The 15,837-nt window shown below is 68.7% G+C and carries 15 protein-coding genes; 1 reads left to right on the forward strand and 14 read right to left on the reverse strand.

Annotated elements, in window-relative coordinates; all coding sequences use genetic code 11:
• Positions 1 to 82: 82 nt before the first annotated feature.
• The 12 genes from AC0L5F_RS02170 to dop all read right to left on the reverse strand — a co-directional run bounded on the left by AC0L5F_RS02170 (position 83) and on the right by dop (position 12,331).
• Entirely contained in the window at positions 83 to 2,800 is a 2,718-nt protein-coding gene (locus tag AC0L5F_RS02170) for a DEAD/DEAH box helicase (protein WP_473314970.1), read from the reverse strand.
• 18 nt (positions 2,801 to 2,818) lie between these two features.
• On the reverse strand, positions 2,819 to 3,658 hold the full coding sequence (locus tag AC0L5F_RS02175; protein ID WP_473314971.1) for a diacylglycerol/lipid kinase family protein: 840 nt from the start codon (positions 3,656 to 3,658) through the stop codon (positions 2,819 to 2,821).
• Between the two features lie 18 nt (positions 3,659 to 3,676).
• Positions 3,677 to 4,441 (reverse strand): twin-arginine translocase subunit TatC, encoded by a 765-nt coding sequence (gene tatC / locus AC0L5F_RS02180; protein WP_473314972.1) that lies wholly within the window; start codon positions 4,439 to 4,441, stop codon positions 3,677 to 3,679.
• A 44-nt stretch (positions 4,442 to 4,485) separates the two neighbouring features.
• Positions 4,486 to 4,719, reverse strand: coding sequence for a Sec-independent protein translocase subunit TatA (gene tatA, locus AC0L5F_RS02185; protein ID WP_473314973.1), 234 nt, complete (start codon positions 4,717 to 4,719; stop codon positions 4,486 to 4,488).
• Positions 4,720 to 4,759: 40 nt separating this feature from the next.
• Positions 4,760 to 5,713, reverse strand: a complete 954-nt coding sequence (locus tag AC0L5F_RS02190; protein ID WP_473314974.1) for a helix-turn-helix transcriptional regulator — start codon at positions 5,711 to 5,713, stop codon at positions 4,760 to 4,762.
• Entirely contained in the window at positions 5,710 to 6,684 is a 975-nt protein-coding gene (locus tag AC0L5F_RS02195; RefSeq protein WP_473314975.1) for a helix-turn-helix transcriptional regulator, read from the reverse strand. The genes AC0L5F_RS02190 and AC0L5F_RS02195 overlap by 4 nt, the downstream gene beginning before the upstream one ends.
• A 12-nt stretch (positions 6,685 to 6,696) precedes the next feature.
• Positions 6,697 to 7,614: an FKBP-type peptidyl-prolyl cis-trans isomerase gene (locus AC0L5F_RS02200; RefSeq protein ID WP_473314976.1), complete on the reverse strand. Its 918-nt coding sequence runs from the start codon at positions 7,612 to 7,614 to the stop codon at positions 6,697 to 6,699.
• 61 nt (positions 7,615 to 7,675) lie between these two features.
• Complete coding sequence (pafA, locus tag AC0L5F_RS02205) at positions 7,676 to 9,037, reverse strand: Pup--protein ligase (RefSeq protein ID WP_473314977.1); 1,362 nt, start codon at positions 9,035 to 9,037, stop codon at positions 7,676 to 7,678.
• Between the two features lie 20 nt (positions 9,038 to 9,057).
• A complete protein-coding gene (gene prcA / locus AC0L5F_RS02210; RefSeq protein WP_473314978.1) occupies positions 9,058 to 9,753 on the reverse strand; it encodes a proteasome subunit alpha in 696 nt (231 codons plus the stop codon).
• An 18-nt stretch (positions 9,754 to 9,771) separates the two neighbouring features.
• Entirely contained in the window at positions 9,772 to 10,593 is an 822-nt protein-coding gene (prcB, locus tag AC0L5F_RS02215) for a proteasome subunit beta (protein ID WP_473314979.1), read from the reverse strand.
• The gene (locus AC0L5F_RS02220; RefSeq protein WP_473314980.1) at positions 10,590 to 10,784 is read right to left on the reverse strand and encodes a ubiquitin-like protein Pup; all 195 of its coding nucleotides are present in this window, start codon (positions 10,782 to 10,784) and stop codon (positions 10,590 to 10,592) included. Before AC0L5F_RS02220 ends, prcB begins: the two co-directional genes overlap by 4 nt.
• A gap of 47 nt (positions 10,785 to 10,831) precedes the next feature.
• The gene (gene dop, locus AC0L5F_RS02225; protein WP_473314981.1) at positions 10,832 to 12,331 is read right to left on the reverse strand and encodes a depupylase/deamidase Dop; all 1,500 of its coding nucleotides are present in this window, start codon (positions 12,329 to 12,331) and stop codon (positions 10,832 to 10,834) included.
• A gap of 110 nt (positions 12,332 to 12,441) precedes the next feature.
• Here dop and AC0L5F_RS02230 point away from each other — a divergent pair, with 110 nt between their 5' ends.
• The gene (locus AC0L5F_RS02230) at positions 12,442 to 13,614 is read left to right on the forward strand and encodes a glycosyltransferase family 4 protein (RefSeq protein ID WP_473314982.1); all 1,173 of its coding nucleotides are present in this window, start codon (positions 12,442 to 12,444) and stop codon (positions 13,612 to 13,614) included.
• On the opposite strand, the gene AC0L5F_RS02235 is transcribed toward AC0L5F_RS02230, so the two are convergent.
• Together AC0L5F_RS02235 and arc are read right to left on the reverse strand one after the other, a co-directional pair.
• Complete coding sequence (locus AC0L5F_RS02235) at positions 13,611 to 14,093, reverse strand: GNAT family N-acetyltransferase (RefSeq protein ID WP_473314983.1); 483 nt, start codon at positions 14,091 to 14,093, stop codon at positions 13,611 to 13,613. The genes AC0L5F_RS02230 and AC0L5F_RS02235 overlap by 4 nt on opposite strands.
• Positions 14,094 to 15,812 (reverse strand): proteasome ATPase, encoded by a 1,719-nt coding sequence (gene arc, locus AC0L5F_RS02240; RefSeq protein ID WP_473314985.1) that lies wholly within the window; start codon positions 15,810 to 15,812, stop codon positions 14,094 to 14,096.
• Positions 15,813 to 15,837 lie beyond the last annotated feature (25 nt).

Raw genomic sequence — 15,837 nt, forward strand, 5'->3', positions numbered from 1 at the left:
TGATTCTTGCGACTCCTCCGGGGAAATTCGCCTGGAGGAGTGAAGACTCTCCGGGGCCTGCTGGTAAACCGAGAGCCCCGGGTCAGCCGTGGACGCTGCTGTACGACACGACGCCGTGTCGGAGCTCGTCGAGCGCGCGACGGGCTGTGTCGCGCAGCGAGCCCGGGCCCGCTGCGTCGGCGATCTGGGCGACCACGTCGATCAGCTGCTTCATGGCTCGGACGAAGTCTCCTGCGGCCATGTCGGTGGCACCCAGGACGGTGTCGAGGCTCGCTCCGTTGCACCAGTCCCACACGGCCTGGGCGAAGCCGAAGTCGGGCCGGTGCAGGAACCTGAGCCGGTTCTCGCGCTCGAGTCGCTCCAGGTCGGCGCACAGACGGGTCATCGAGTCGGCCACGTGCCGCACGGCGCCGGTGGGCAGTCGCGGTGATGCGGCATCGTCGTCGCGGCGCGCCTGGTACGTGAGCCCGCTGGCCACGGCGGCCAGCTCGGCGGGGTCGAGGCCGTCCCACATGTCGTCGCGCAGGCACTCGCTGACCAGCAGGTCGAGCTCGCTGTACAGGCGGGTGAGCCGGTGGCCCTCGGGCGTCACGGTGTCGCCGTCGAGGTAGCCCAGGGTGTCGAGCACGTGGCAGACCCGGTCGAACTGGCGCGCCACGGTGTTGGTGCGCTGCTCGATGCGGCCGCGCTGGTTCTGGGTGTCGCGCTCGAGCTTGAGGTACCGCTCGGCCCATCGCGCGTGCGCCTCTCGGTCCGGGCACTGGTGGCACGGGTGCTCGCGCATCTGCCGACGCAGCTCGTCGATGCGCGGGTCGACGCGAGATCCGGCGTCGCGGTGCCGCTTCGTCACGTGCACCTGCCCGTGCGGCACGCGGTTGCGCAGGGTGGACGCGAGGTCACGTCGCTGCTGCGGGTCGCGCGGGCTGAACGACTTGGGGATGCGCATCGTCGTCAACGGCTGCACCGGGGTCGGGAAGTCGACCACGGCGAGACGGCGGGCGTGCCGGTTGGCCGTCAGGACGAGCGGTCGTGGGCCCTCCCGGTCTCCGGACGAGCCGGGATCGATGACGACCGCAAGACCCGCCCACTTGCCGGCCGGCACGTGGATGACGTCACCGCGCTTGAGCCGCAGCAGCGAGCCGAGGGCCTCGTCCCGCTCCTCCGAGCGCCGCGACTTCGCCCCGGAGGCCTCGAGGTCCTTGATCTCGCGCCGGAACGACGCGTACTCCATGAAGTCGCCCAGGTCGCACTGGGCGCTCTGGCGGTAGCCCTCGAGGGCGTCGTCGGCCTTCTTGATCTGCCGGGCCATGTCCACGACGCCACGGTCGGCCTGGAACTGCGCGAACGACTGCTCCAACAGGTCGCGCGCGACCTCGCGGCCCACCTGACCCACCAGGTTGATGGCCATGTTGTACGACGGCTGGAACGAGGAGTTCAACGGATAGGTGCGGGTGGACGCCAGGCCCGCGACCTGCTTGGGGTCCAGGCCCGCCTGCCACAGGACCACGGCGTGCCCCTCGACGTCGATGCCGCGACGTCCGGCCCGGCCGGTCAGCTGGGTGTACTCCCCCGGCGTCACGTTGGCGTGCGTCTCGCCGTTCCACTTGGTGAGCTTCTCGATGACCACCGAGCGGGCCGGCATGTTGATGCCCAGCGCCAAGGTCTCGGTCGCGAAGATCGCCTTGACCAGTCCGCGGCTGAACAGGTCCTCGACGCACTCCTTGAACGTCGGCAGCATGCCGGCGTGGTGCGAGGCGATGCCGCGCACCAGCGCCTCGCGGAAGTCGTGGAATCCCAGCACGTGCAGGTCGTCGTCGGGCAGGTGGGCGCACGCGGCGTCGACCCACTCCTCGATCTCGACGCGCTCCTCGGGAGTCGTGAGGTTCAGTCGTGCGTCCAGGCACTGCTGCACGGCGGCGGCGCAGCCGGCTCGGCTGAAGATGAACACGATGGCCGGCAGCAGGCCCTCGGCATCGAGTCGTTCGACGATGTCGACGCGGCTCGGAGCACGGTGCCGGGTGCGAGGGCGCTTGCCGCCCTTGCCCGGCCGGCCCTTGTGCATGCGGCTGAACTGCCAGTCCTCACGAGCGATGCGCTCCAGCTGGCGGTTGACCTGGCCCGACCCGGCGTCCTCGAACAGCGGGAACATCTTGCGGCCCACCAGCACGTGCTGGTGCAGCGGGATCGGGCGTCGTTCCTCGACGATGGTCACCGTGTCGCCGCGCACCGTGGTGAGCCACTCGCCGAACTCCTCGGCGTTGGACACCGTGGCCGACAGCGAGATCACCGAGACCGACTCGGCGAGGTGGATGATCACCTCTTCCCAGACCGCCCCGCGGAACCGGTCGGCCAGGTAGTGGACCTCGTCCATGACCACGTAGCCGAGACGGTCGAGGGTGCGCGAGTCCGCGTACAGCATGTTGCGCAGGACCTCGGTGGTCATCACCACGATCGGCGCCTCGCCGTTGATGGTGTTGTCGCCGGTCAGCAGGCCGACGTTCTCCGCGCCGTGCATGGCCACCAGGTCGTTGAACTTCTGGTTCGACAACGCCTTGATCGGGGTGGTGTAGAAGCACTTGCGGTCGGTGGCCAGCGCCAGGTGCACCGCGAATTCACCGACGATCGTCTTGCCCGATCCGGTGGGCGCGGCCACCAGCACGCCGTGACCGTCCTCGACCTCGCGGCACGCTCGGACCTGGAAGTCGTCGAGGGCGAATCCGTAGCGGTCGCGGAACTGCGCCAGGTGCGGATGCACCCGATCCGCGCGTGCCTGGGCGTAGGCCTCCGCGGGGGTGCTCATGGACTCCAGCCTATGGGGTCAGGGCGAAAACACCGTGAGAGACGCGGGTCGCACCCGCACCGTCCTGGGCAGCTCGCCCAACCGTTCTCCGTCGCCGTACGCGACGATTCCCGGCGCTTCCAGCGTCACCTCCTGCACGCGGTGCCGCTCGAACTGCGGCAGCGAGGTGTGCGTGCCCTTGTACAGCTGCGGGAAGACCCGCAGCAGCGTCAGCTTGCTGACCGGGTTGATCACCACGACGTCCAGCAGCCCGTCGTCCATCTCGGCGCCTTCACAGATGCGCAGCCCGCCGCCGAACGACGGTCCGTTGCCCACCGCTGCGAGCATCGCTCGGCGGTGCAGGACCTGACCGTCGTCGAGCGTCAGGGTGAACTCCAGCGGTTCGAACGCGCGCAGCTCGGCCACGATCGCGATGTTGTACTTCATGTTGCCGCGGGGCCACCGCATCGCATTGGCACGCTCGTTGACCTTGGAGTCGAACCCGGACGCCACCACCGTGGCCACCAGGGTGCCGTCGGTCTCGGCGAGGTCGATCCGTCGGGTGGCGGCCCGCAGCACCAGGTCGATCGCAGCGTCGGGGTCCTTGGCCGGGATTCCCAGGGCCCGAGCGAGGTCGTTGCCGGTGCCGGCCGGGATCAGGCCGAGAGCGACGTCGGTGTCGACCAGTCGGTCGAGCACGGCGTGCACCGCGCCGTCGCCTCCGACGACGACCACGGCGTCGAGACCGCTGAACGACGCGTCCTGCGGCACGACGTCGACCTCGTGCCCTGCCTCGACGAGCCGTTGGCGCGTCAGCTCGCCGATCTGGTCACCGCGACGCTTGCCGGAGGTGGGGTTGACGACCATGGCGCACCGCATGGGTCCACCCTAGGGGCGTCAGTCGTCCAGCGGGGCCGGCTCGTCGTCGCTCAGCTGCGCGGTCTCGCGGGCCCGCTTGCGGTCGGTGAACCGTGCGAGGATCTCGGCCAGAAGGTACAGGACGGTCATCGGTGCGGCCAGGAACAGCATCGTCAGCGGATCGGTGGTGGGTGTGGCGACGGCCGCGAAGACGAAGATGCCGATGATGATCCAGGGGCGCGCGTTGGCCAGCTGCTTGGCGTTGACGATGTGCAACCGGTTCAGGATCGTCACGACCAACGGGATCTCGGCGGCGACGCCGAACACCAGCATCATGCGCACGACGAAGTTGAGGTAGTCGGCGCCGGTCAGCAGCGAGCCCCATCCGGACGGCACGAAGCCGATCAGCAGCAAGATGGCCTTGGGCAGCACGATGTACCCCGCGTAGGCGCCGCCGACGAACAACGGTGCGCCCGTGGCCGTCAGCAGCAGGGCCCACTTCTTCTCGTTGCGGTGCATCGCGGGCAGCACGAAGGCCCACAGCTGCCACAGCCACAGCGGGCTGGACAGCAGCAGGCCGACGATCAGCGAGATCTTGAGCTGGAACGTGAACGCTCCGCCGACGCCGGTGAGCACCAGGTCGGTCTTGATGCCCTGGGCCTCGAGCTGAGGTCGGATGGTGTCGTACGGAGACGACATCCAGTTCAGGACCGGTTCGTAGAAGAACCACGCGACGATGGTGCCGAGGACGATGAAGGCGACGGCCTTGGTGAGCCGCGACCGCAGCTCACGCAGATGTTCCATGAGCGGCATGGTGCCGCCCTGCGCCGGGAGCGCGACCATCTGGATCAGGCCTGTTCGGGCTTCTCAGCCGAAGGGGCCTCGATCTGCGACGCGCGAGTGGTGGGCGGCTTGGGCTCGTCGTCATCGTCATCGTCGTCGAGGGCCTTGACCTCGGTCTTGAAGATGCGCAGCGCCTTGCCGGAGCCACGGGCCAGCTCAGGCAGCTTCTTGCCACCGAAGAGCAGCACGACGATGCCGAGAATGACCAGGATCTCCGTGGGTCCGAGCTGCCTGAACATGAGTACTCCTGTGAATCGCCGAACAGTGTGGTTGCGTTACTCATTCATCGTACGCGCCCAGGGCTGAACGGGCGGTCTCAACCACCTCGGTGCGCAGCGCGGCCGGTTCCAGCACCGCCATCGAGCCCGCGTTGCGCAGCACGAGTCGGCGCAACCACCCCCAGTCGGCGCCGAAGAGCTTGGCCGTCCACACGCCGCGGTCGTCCTGCTCCACGAGCTCGACCGGGTAGTACTCGGTCATCCAGTGGGCTCCCGGGTGCAGCTGGACCAGGGCGTAGGGCGTCTGCTCGCCGACCGTGAACATGCCGTCGGACACGTCGCGCGACGCGGCGTCGTGATCCTCGACGGCCGTCTCGGTGACCTCGGCGCTGACGATGCGATCGAGACGGAAGAACCTCAGGTCCTCGGCCGTCAGGCACCACGCCTCGAGGTAGAGCTTGCCGCGCTCGGTGAAGATGCGCCGCGGATCGACCATCCGGTCGCTGCGCTCGTCGCGGGTGTCGGTGGCGTAGGTCATCGCGACGCGCCGCCCCTCGGTCATGGCGCGCACCAGGCTCTGGTGGATCGCCGGGTCGACCTCGTCGAGCACGACGTCGACGGGGGCGTGGACGTTCTCGCCCATGGCGGTCTCGAGCTTGGCGAGCGCCGAGTCGATGACGGCGAGCTCGTCACCGGCGGCGGACGCCCGCAGGGTGCGCAGCGCCACGATCAGGGCGGCACCCTCCTGGGCAGAGATCCGCAACGGCCGGGACATGAACTCGGCGTCGCGGATGTGCACGACACCGTCCTGCTCCAGGGCCGTGAGGTCGACGTCGATCAGCTCGCCGGCGAACTCGCCGACGCCGGTGAACATCAACAGCTTGAGGTCGTCGCGGATCTGCTTGGGCGTCACGCCGAACTCGCGGGCGACGTCGTTGACCGGCACCCCGTCGTTGCTCTGCAGGTACGGCACCATCGCCAGCATCCGCAGCACCTGGTTCTGCGAGCGGCTCATCCGATCGCGCCCAGGGAGCCGCCGGCGGCGACGGTCAGCTGGGCCACCACCGCGGCACGCACCGTCGGTGGGGACATCGCCACGACGTCGGGACCGTACGAAGCGACCTCCGCGGCGAGCTGGCGCTCGGAGTGGAACCTGACCTCGACCTCGTCGACCTCGTCGTCGATCGACTCGACCCGGGTGGCGGAGCGTCGCAGGGACTGCCCGCGGCCCGCGCGGATCCTGAGCACGGCCACGCGCTCCGGCTCGGGGTCGAACAACGACTGCGCGACGCGGCGCATGTCGGTGCCCTCCGGCACCTCGTAGGCACCGGGCGGGCCGGTGGGCTCGACCTCCCCGACCACCCGCGAGACGCGGAACAGTCGAGGAGCCTGCCGGTCGACGTCGAAACCACCGACGTACCAGCGGTCGCGCCAGGACACGATGCCCCACGGCTGGAGGTGCCGCTCGGAGGCCTCCTGACCCGGACGTGCGTACACGAACGAGATGGGCACGCGCCGCGTGGCGGCGTCCCACATCGCGTCGAACGCCGGTTCGTCGGTGGACAGTCGCGGCTCGGCCATGCGCAGCATGCTGGTGTCGACGTCGACACCGATGGACTTGAGCTTGACCAGCGCGGTGGTGGACTCCGCGGCCAGCCCGGCGTGCTCCCACACCTGCGTGGCGAGGCCGATCACGGCCGCCTCCTCACGGGTGAGCTCGACGTCGGCGAGCTCGGCGGAGTCACGCGAGATGCGATATCCCTGCTCGTCGCCGAACAACGGGTCGTGGGAGCCGATCTCGACGGTGATCCCGAGCTCGCGCAGATCCTCCTTGTCGCGCTCGAACATGCGGTCGAAGGCGGCCTGCGTGCTCGCGTCGCGATAGTCGGCGATCGACTGGCGGATCTGCGACTTGGCGAGGAACTGTCGACTGACCAGCAGCAGGAAGATGAGGTTCATCAACCTCTCGGTCTTGCGTGCGGCCATGCAGTGAATATGTCAGGAAGCGTCGAGCAAGTCGATCGCGAACACCAGCGTGTCGCCGCCCTTGATGTCGGGCTCTCGGCCTTCGTCGCCGTAGGCGGTGTCGGACGGGCAGACCAGCACCACGCGGCTGCCGACCTTCTGTCCGGCGAGCAGGTCGGTCCAGCAGTCGATCAGCTGTCCCTTGGTCAGCTGGAAGGACGCCGGGGTGCCCCGTGACCACGACGAGTCGAACACCTTGCCCGACGGGTAGACCTGTCCGAGGTACTGCACGCTCAGCGTCTGATCGGCCTTGACCTTGGGTCCGTCGCCCTGGATGACGACGTGGATGCTCTCCTTGGTCTGCTTCTTGGCCGTGGTGTCGGTGGCGACGAACTTCGACGGCTTCTTGTCGCCGTCGAGCTTCAGCTCGGGCAGGTCCGAGGGAAGCGCCTTGGACTTTCCGGTGGCCTCGGACGCCACCTTGGCGACCAGGTCGAAGACGAACACCATGGTGTCGCCGGCCTTGATGTCCAGCTCGGTGCGATCCTGGCCGAAGCCGTCCTTGGGCGAGATCGCCACCAGGACGCGCGAACCGATCTTCTGGTTGTCCAGGGCGGTGATGAAGCCCGGCAGGATGCTGTCCTTGGTGAGCGTGAAGGTGGCCGGCTGCCCGGCGGCGAACGAGCTGTCGAACTGCTTGCCCGTGCGACCGTTGACCGCCAGGTAGTTGACCTTGACGGTGTCGCCGGCCTTGACCGTGTCTCCCCCGCCCTCCTCGACGACCTTGGTCTCGGTGCTGGTCGTGGAGAAGCCCTTGGCCACCGTGACCTTGGGCGTCGCGGCCTTGGAGACCTTGATCGCGTCGAGACCTCCGGACGACGATCCACCGTCGCTGCCACAGGCCGACAGCAGGAGCACAGCAGAAAGGGCCGAGACGAGAATGCGGTTCACAAAGGGGCCTTCGCAGGTGGACGCAAGAACGACGCCATCGTAGCCGGGGGCGAAAACCCGCTCACATGCCGTCGATGAGGCGCTGGACCCTCTCGTCGTGGGACCGGAAGGGGTCCTTGCACAGCACCGTGCGCTGCGCCTGGTCGTTGAGCTTGAGGTGCACCCAGTCGACGGTGAAGTCGCGCCGGCGTTCCTGCGCGCGCTTGATGAAGTCGCCGCGAAGACGCGCGCGCGTCGACTGTGGGGGGACCGACTTGGCCGTGAAGACGTCGAGGTCCCGGGTGACCCGCGCGACCGCTCCCCTGCGCTCCAGCAGGTAGAAGAGTCCGCGGTCGCGACGGATGTCGTGGTACGCCAGGTCCAGCTGGGCGATGCGCGGATCGGCCCAGCTCATGGCGTTGGAGGTGCGGTAGCGATCGAGCAGCTTGTACTTGATGACCCAGTCGATCTCGCGCTCGACGAGGGACAGGTCCTCGGACTCGACCGCCTTCAGCGTGCGTTCCCACAGGTCGAGCGCGCGGCTGATGGTCGGGGTGTGCAGGCCGTGGCGGTCGACGAACTCGGCGGCCTTGCCGAAGTACTCGGCCTGGATCTCCAGCGCCGACAGCTCGCGGCCGTTGGCGAGCTGCACCTTGCGGCGACCGGTCATGTCGTGGGAGATCTCGCGGATGGCGCGGATGGGGTTGTCCAGCGTCATGTCGCGCATGGACACGCCGGCCTCGATCATGCGCAGGACGAGATCGGTGGTGGCCACCTTGAGCATGGTGGTGGTCTCGCTCATGTTGGAGTCGCCCACGATGACGTGGAGGCGACGGAACCGTTCGGCGTCGGCGTGCGGCTCGTCGCGGGTGTTGATGATCGGACGCGATCGGGTGGTGGCGCTGGAGACGCCCTCCCAGATGTGCTCGGCCCGCTGGCTGACGCTGAACACGGTGCCGCGCGGTGTCTGCTGGATCTTGCCGGCGCCGCAGATGATCTGGCGCGACACCAGGAAGGGGATGAGCACGTCGGCCAGCCGGCTGAACTCTCCGCCGCGTCCGACCAGGTAGTTCTCGTGGCAGCCGTAGGAGTTGCCCGCCGAGTCGGTGTTGTTCTTGAACAGGTAGATGTCGCCCTCGACACCGTCGTCGGCGAGCCGCTGCTGGGCGTCGATCATCAACGCCTCGAGGATCCGCTCCCCCGCCCGGTCGTGGGTGACCAGGTCGACGATGTCGTCGCACTCAGGGGTGGCGTACTCGGGGTGACTCCCGACGTCGAGGTACAGGCGTGCACCGTTGCGCAGGAACACGTTGCTGCTGCGGCCCCACGAGACGACACGACGGAACAGGTAGCGGGCGACCTCGTCCGGTGACAGGCGACGCTGGCCCTTGAACGAGCAGGTGACGCCGTACTCGTTCTCGATGCCGAAGATTCGCCGGTCCATGCGGCCAGCCTAGTGCGGGCTCAGGAGCCCAGCGCGCTGGCGACGTCGGTGTCGGTGAGGCGGCGGAACTTGCGCGGTTGTGAACGAGCGCGGGTCAGGACCCCGACCTCCAGTGACTCCGCTGCGAGCGTGCGCGGCTGCTCGGAGTCGTGACCCAGCGCTGCCGCGGCCAGGCCGACGACGGCGTCGAGATCGAGGCCGGCCGCGTAGTGCTCGGTCAGGTACGTCTCGACGGTCTCGCTCTGGCCGCCCATGACGCCGAATCCGTCGACGTCGGCGACCGAGCCGTCGTACATCAAGCGGTAGATCTGGTCGTGGGCCGCGTCGTCGGCGACCTCTCCGACGAACAGCTCGACCTCGTAGGGCTTCTCCGCCGACGAGCTGAAGATGGCACCGAGGGTCTGCGCGTAGGCGTTGGTCAGGGCACGTGCCGTGACGTCACGACGGTCGTAGGAGTAGCCCTTCATGTCGGCGAGCCGCACTCCGGCGATGCGCAGGTTCTCGAACTCGTTGTACCGGCCCACCGCGGCGAAGCCGATGCGGTCGTAGATCTCGCTGACCTTGTGCAGGGCCTGCGACGGGTTCTCGGCGACGAAGGCGATGCCGTCGGCGTACTGCAGGACCACGACACTGCGACCGCGCGAGATGCCCTTGCGGGCGAAGTCGGCGCGATCCTTCATCACCTGCTCGGGTGAGACGTAGAACGGCTGGGTCATGTCGGATTCCTGGTGCTGTCAGTTGAGGGGGGCGGCGGGGCCGTCGGGCCGGTTCATGCGCGACCCGATGACGTCGTCGGCGATGGAGCCGACCTCGGCGTCGTCGAGGCGCCGGTAGCCGTCGGCGGTGACCGAGTAGATCACCGGGAAGATGCGCCGGGTCAGGTCGGGCCCACCCGTGGCCGAGTCGTCGTCGGCGGCGTCGTACAGCGCCTGCACGACCGCCGTGACGCAGTCGCCCTCGGTCAGTCCGCGGCTGTAGAGCTTCTTGAGCGCGCCGCGGGCGAAGACCGAGCCGGAGCCGACGGAGTGGAAGTCGGTCTCCTCGTAGCGCCCGCCGGTGACGTCGTAGGAGAAGATGCGGCCCGCCTGCGTCTCGAGGTCGAACGCCGCGAACATCGGCACGACCGCCAGTCCCTGCATCGCCATGCCGAGGTTGCCGCGGATCAGTGCGGCCAGCCGGTTGGCCTTGCCGTCGGCCGACAGCACGGTGCCCTCGATCTTCTCGTAGTGCTCGAGCTCGACCTGGAACAGACGGACCAGCTCGATCGCCAGACCTGCGCTGCCGGCGATCCCGGTGACCGAGTACTCGTCGGCCGGGAAGACCTTCTGGATGTCGCGCTGGGCGATGACGTTGCCCATGGTGGCGCGCCGGTCGCCCGCCATGACCACACCGCCGTCGAACGTGGCGGCGACGATGGTGGTGCCGTGCGGTGCGAGATCGGTCGTCGCCACGGACGTGGATGCGCGGGGCAGCAGCTCAGGTGACTGGCTGGCCAGGTAGTCGGCGAACGACGACTGCCCCGAGAGTCGCGTGCCCTCGGGCAGGGAGCCGCTCACTGGCCACCCTTCTGCACGAAGCTGCGCACGAACTCCTCGGCGTTCTCCTCGAGGACGTCATCGATCTCGTCGAGGATCGAGTCGACGTCGTCGTCGAGCTTGGCCTTGGACTGGGCGTCGACCGGTGCGGTCTCGACCTGCTCCTCGGGCTCGGTGGCCTTGCGGGTGCTCTTGTGCTGCTGCTCGGACATGTGCCCAGCCTACGCGGTACCGGTGCGCCTACGCGGTACTAGTGCGCCTACGCGGTGATGGTGCGGAACAGCTCGGTCGCCGTGGTGCTGGACTCGAACAGGTGCCCGACCATCTCCTCGGTGCCCCGCAGCGGCTCCATGGTCGGGATGCGCTGCAGCGAGTCGTGTCCGGGCAGGTCGAAGATCACCGAGTCCCACGAGGCGGCTGCGATGTCGGTGGCGAACCGGGCCAGACACATGCCGCGGAAGTACGCGCGCGTGTCCTTGGGCGGCTCGGTGACGGCGGACTGCACGTCCTCGTCGGTGAGCAGACGCTTCATCCGCCCGGTGCGCACGAGCTGGTGGAACAGACCCTTGTGCAGCCGGATGTCGTGGTACTGCAGGTCCACGAGGTGCAGCTTCGCGTGGTCCCAGTCCAGCGAGTCCCGCTCGCGGTACCGCTCCAGCAGGGCCAGCTTGGCCACCCAGTCCAGCTCGTCGACGCACAGCATCGGGTCCTGGGCGAGACGGGTCAGGGTCGACTCCCACAGGGCGAGGACCTGGTCGGTCTCGGGATCGGAGCCCTCCCGTGCGACGAACTCACGCGCCGCGTCCAGGTAGTGGGTTTGCAGCTCCAGAGCGGTCACCGAGGTGCCGTCCTCGAGCTGCACGGTCTGCTGCAGGGTCGGGTCGTAGGAGATGGCGTGCAGCGCCGGAATCGGCTTGGCCAGCGATCGGCCGCGGGTCAGGAACCCGGCCTCGATCATGGCCAGGACCAGCGACGTGGTGCCGTGCTTGAGCAGGATCGCGGTCTCGGAGCAGTTGGCGTCGCCGATGATGACGTGGAGGCGCCGGTACTTCTTGGGGTCGGCGTGCGGTTCGTCGCGGGTGTTGATGATGGGCCGCTTGAGGGTCGTCTCCAGCCCGACTCCCACCTCGAAGTAGTCGGCGCGCTGGCTCATCTGGAAGGCGTGGACGCTGCCGTCCTGCTTCTGGCCCACGCGCCCGGCGCCGGTGAACACCTGGCGGGACACGAAGAACGGCGTGAGGTGCTCCACGATGTGCTCGAAGGGCACCTCGCGATCCATCAGGTAGTTCTCGTGCGAGCCGTAGGAGGCACCCTTGTTGTCGATGTTGTTCTTGTAGAGCACCAGCGGCTGGGCCCCTGGCATCTGACCGGCCAGCTCGGCGCCCGCGCGCATGACCTCCTCGCCAGCCTTCTCCCACCGCACGACGTCCATGGGTGTGGTGACCTCGGGGCTGGAGTACTCCGGATGCGCGTGGTCGACGTACAGGCGTGCGCCGTTGGTCAAGATGATGTTGGCCAGGCCGAGGTCCTCGTCGGTCAGCTGGGTCGGATCGGCGAGCCCACGCTCGACGTCGTAACCCCGCGCGTCGCGCAGCGGGCTCTCCTCCTCGTAGTCCCAGCGCGCGCGTCTGGTGAGCCCGTGTGCGGCGGCGTAGGAGTTCACCACGTGCGTCGAGGCCACCATCGGATTGGCCTGGGGTTGGCCCTGCACGGTGATGCCGTACTCGACCTCGCTGCCCTGCACACGTCGGACGGTCATGCGGTCAGCCTACGGGGCTCGGAATCGGTCACCGACTCGTCGTCCGATCGTTGCCGACACGTCGGGCGCAGGATGCCGGCCCGTGGGTTGGCGTGAGGACCGTGAAGGTCATGAAGGTTGCCATCTGCTCCGAATCCTTCCTCCCCCAGACCAACGGCGTCGTGCACTCGGTGCTGCGCGTGATCGACCACCTCGTCTCGCGCGGCGACCAGGTCGTCGTCCTCGCTCCGGACGCACCCGGGGTGCCGACCGAGGTCGCCGGCGCCTCCGTGGTGACCATGCCCGCGTGGTCCTTCCCCGGCTACCGCGACGTCCGGGTCGCCACCGGACGCGTCTCACCGGTGGCCGAGGCGCTGCGGGCCGCGGATCCGGACGTCGTGCACCTCGCGTCGCCGTTCTCGCTCGGGTGGCGGGCGACCTTGGCGGCCCAGGCGCTCGACCTGCCGACCGTGGCGGTCTTCCAGACCGACGTGCCGGCCTATGCCGCTCGGTACGGCATCCCGGGCGCCGAGAACCTGCTGTGGAAGCGGGTCAAGGACATCCACGGTCGCGCGACGGTGACCCTCGCCCCCTCGGTGGCGTCCATGGACACCCTGGCCGCGCGCGGGGTGGAGCGGGTGAAGCTGTGGCGCCGCGGTGTCGATCTGGAGCGCTTCTCCCCCGATCGGCGCAGTCAGACCTGGCGCGACCAGGTGGCACCAGACGGCGAGCGCCTGGTCGGCTACGTGGGACGGCTGGCGCCGGAGAAGCAGGTCGACGACCTGGTCCGCCTCGTGGGTCTGCCCGGCACTCGGCTGGTGATCGTCGGCGACGGCCCCGAGCGGGCGCGGCTGCAGCGCCTGCTGCCCGGCGCCCACTTCACGGGCATGCTGCACGGCGACGAGCTCGCCACCGTCGTCGCCAGCCTCGACGTGCTCGTGAGCACGAGCGAGACCGAGACGTTCTGCCAGGTGGTGCAGGAAGGTCTGGGGTCCGGGGTCCCGGTGGTGGCGGCCGGTGTCGGTGGACCCGTGGACCTCGTGGCGCACAGTCGCACGGGCTGGCTCTACCCGCCGGGCGACCTGGCGGCCATGACCAACCAGGTGCGCGACCTCGTCGGGGACGAGAGCAAGCGGGCCGCGTTCGGCCGAGCGGCTCGGCGATCGGTGCAGGGCCGCTCGTGGCGGTCGGTGTGCTCACAGCTCGTGGGCCACTACGCCGCAGCGATCGAGGACCACGCCCCCACCGGACCGCACGACCTCGCTCGCCGGCACTGGGGAACTCGACGTCTCGCACGTTCCTAGTCGAGCGACCTGCCCAGGTGGGTGCTGCCTTCGCCCGCGTAGTAGCCGAACGGCTCCACGTCGTCGTACCCGGACGATCGATACAGCGCGATCGCCTCGGGCTGCGCCGGGCCGGTCTCGAGCACCAGTCGAGCAACCCCGGCCCGGGAGGCCGTCTCCTCCAGATGGGCCAGCAGGCCACGGGCGATGCCACGCCGTTGGAACGCCGGACGCACGTACATGCGCTTCAGCTCGGCGTCACCGGGCCGCGGCAGCGCGCCGTGACGACGCCATCCGCCCATCGCCGCCGGCACCCCGCCGACGTCGACGATCACGAAGTAGCCGTGCGGAGGGTCGAACTCGGCTGCCTCGATCGGGGCGACGTCGCCGGGACCGCCGTACCGCGCGCGGTACTCGGCCTGCACCTCGGCGATCAACGTGACCGCGTCGGGGTCGTCGAGCCGGACGACCCGCAGGTCGACGTCGTGCGGGTGCTCCACCTAGAGGTACTGCCCCGTGTTGGCGACGGTGTCGATGGAGCGGCCGGGCTCGTTGCCGCCCTTGCCGGAGATGAGGGTGCGGATGAACACGATGCGCTCACCCTTCTTGCCCGAGATCCGCGCCCAGTCGTCGGGGTTGGTCGTGTTGGGCAGGTCCTCGTTCTCCTTGAACTCGTCGAGGCAGGCCTGCAGCATGTGCTGCACCCGCAGGCCGCGCTGGCCGTGCTCGAGCAGGTCCTTGATGGCCATCTTCTTCGCGCGGTCGACGATGTTCTGGATCATGGCGCCGGAGTTGAAGTCCTTGAAGTACAGGACCTCCTTGTCGCCGTTGGCGTAGGTGACCTCGAGGAACTGGTTGTCCTCGGACTCGGCGTACATGTGCTCGACGGTGCGCTGGATCATGCCGTCGGCGGTCGCCTGGCGGTCGCCGCCCCACTCGGCGAGGTCGTCGGCGTGCAGCGGAAGCGTGGAGGTGAGGTACTTGCTGAAGATGTCCGTGGCCGACTCGGCATCGGGTCGCTCGATCTTGATCTTCACGTCCAGGCGACCCGGGCGAAGGATGGCGGGATCGATCATGTCCTCGCGGTTGGACGCGCCGATGACCAGCACGTTCTCCAGCCCCTCGACACCGTCGATCTCGCTCAGCAGCTGCGGGACGATGGTGTTCTCGACGTCGGAGGAGACGCCCGATCCGCGGGTGCGGAACAGCGAGTCCATCTCGTCGAAGAACACGATGACCGGCGTGCCCTCGCTGGCCTTCTCGCGCGCACGCTGGAAGACCAGCCGGATGTGACGCTCGGTCTCACCGACGTACTTGTTGAGCAGCTCGGGGCCCTTGATGTTCAGGAAGAACGATCGGCCCTCCTGGCCGGTCTTCTCCGAGACCTTCTTGGCCAGTGAGGCGGCGACGGCCTTGGCGATCATGGTCTTGCCGCAGCCCGGCGGGCCGTACAGCAGGACGCCCTTGGGCGGCTTGAGCTCGTGCTCGATGAACACCTCGGGGTGCAGGTAGGGCAGCTCGACCGCGTCACGGATGGACTCGATCTGCCCGCGCAGGCCGCCGATCGACTCGTAGTCGATGTCGGGGACCTCCTCGAGGACCAGGTCCTCGACCTCGCTCTTGGGGATGCGCTCGTAGACATATCCAGAACGCGAGTCGAGCAGCAGCGAGTCGCCGGGACGCAGCTTGGTGTCCATGAGCGACTCGGCGAGACGCACGATGCGCTCCTCGTCCGCGTTGCCCATGACCAGCGCCCGCAGGCCGTCCTCGAGGACCTCCTTGAAGGCCACGACCTCGCCGACCTCCTCGAAGTCGAGGGCCTGCACGACGTTCATGGCCTCGTTGAGGATGACCTCCTGGCCCTTGCGCAGCGCATCGCGATCGACAGCAGGACTGACGTTGACCCGGAGCTTGCGCCCGCCGGTGAACACGTCGACCGACTCGTCGTCGTTGACCTGCAGGAACGTCCCGAATCCGGTGGGCGGCTGGGCCAGGCGATCGACTTCTTCCTTGAGCCCCACGATCTGGTCGCGTGCCTCGCGCAGCGTGCTGGTGAGGCGCTCGTTCTGGGCCGAGGTGGCAGCGAGCCTCGCCTCGAGGTCGCGCAGCTGGCTGTCGGCGCCCCCGGACGAGCCGATGCGGCGCCGCAGGTGCTCCACCTCGGCGCGCAAGTAGGTCAGTTCCTGCTCGGGACCCCCGGCGTGGACGTCGTCGCTCATCGCCACCTCCTGCTCGTGGTGACGA

The organism is Aeromicrobium sp. 10G20-16 (genome assembly GCF_055809665.1).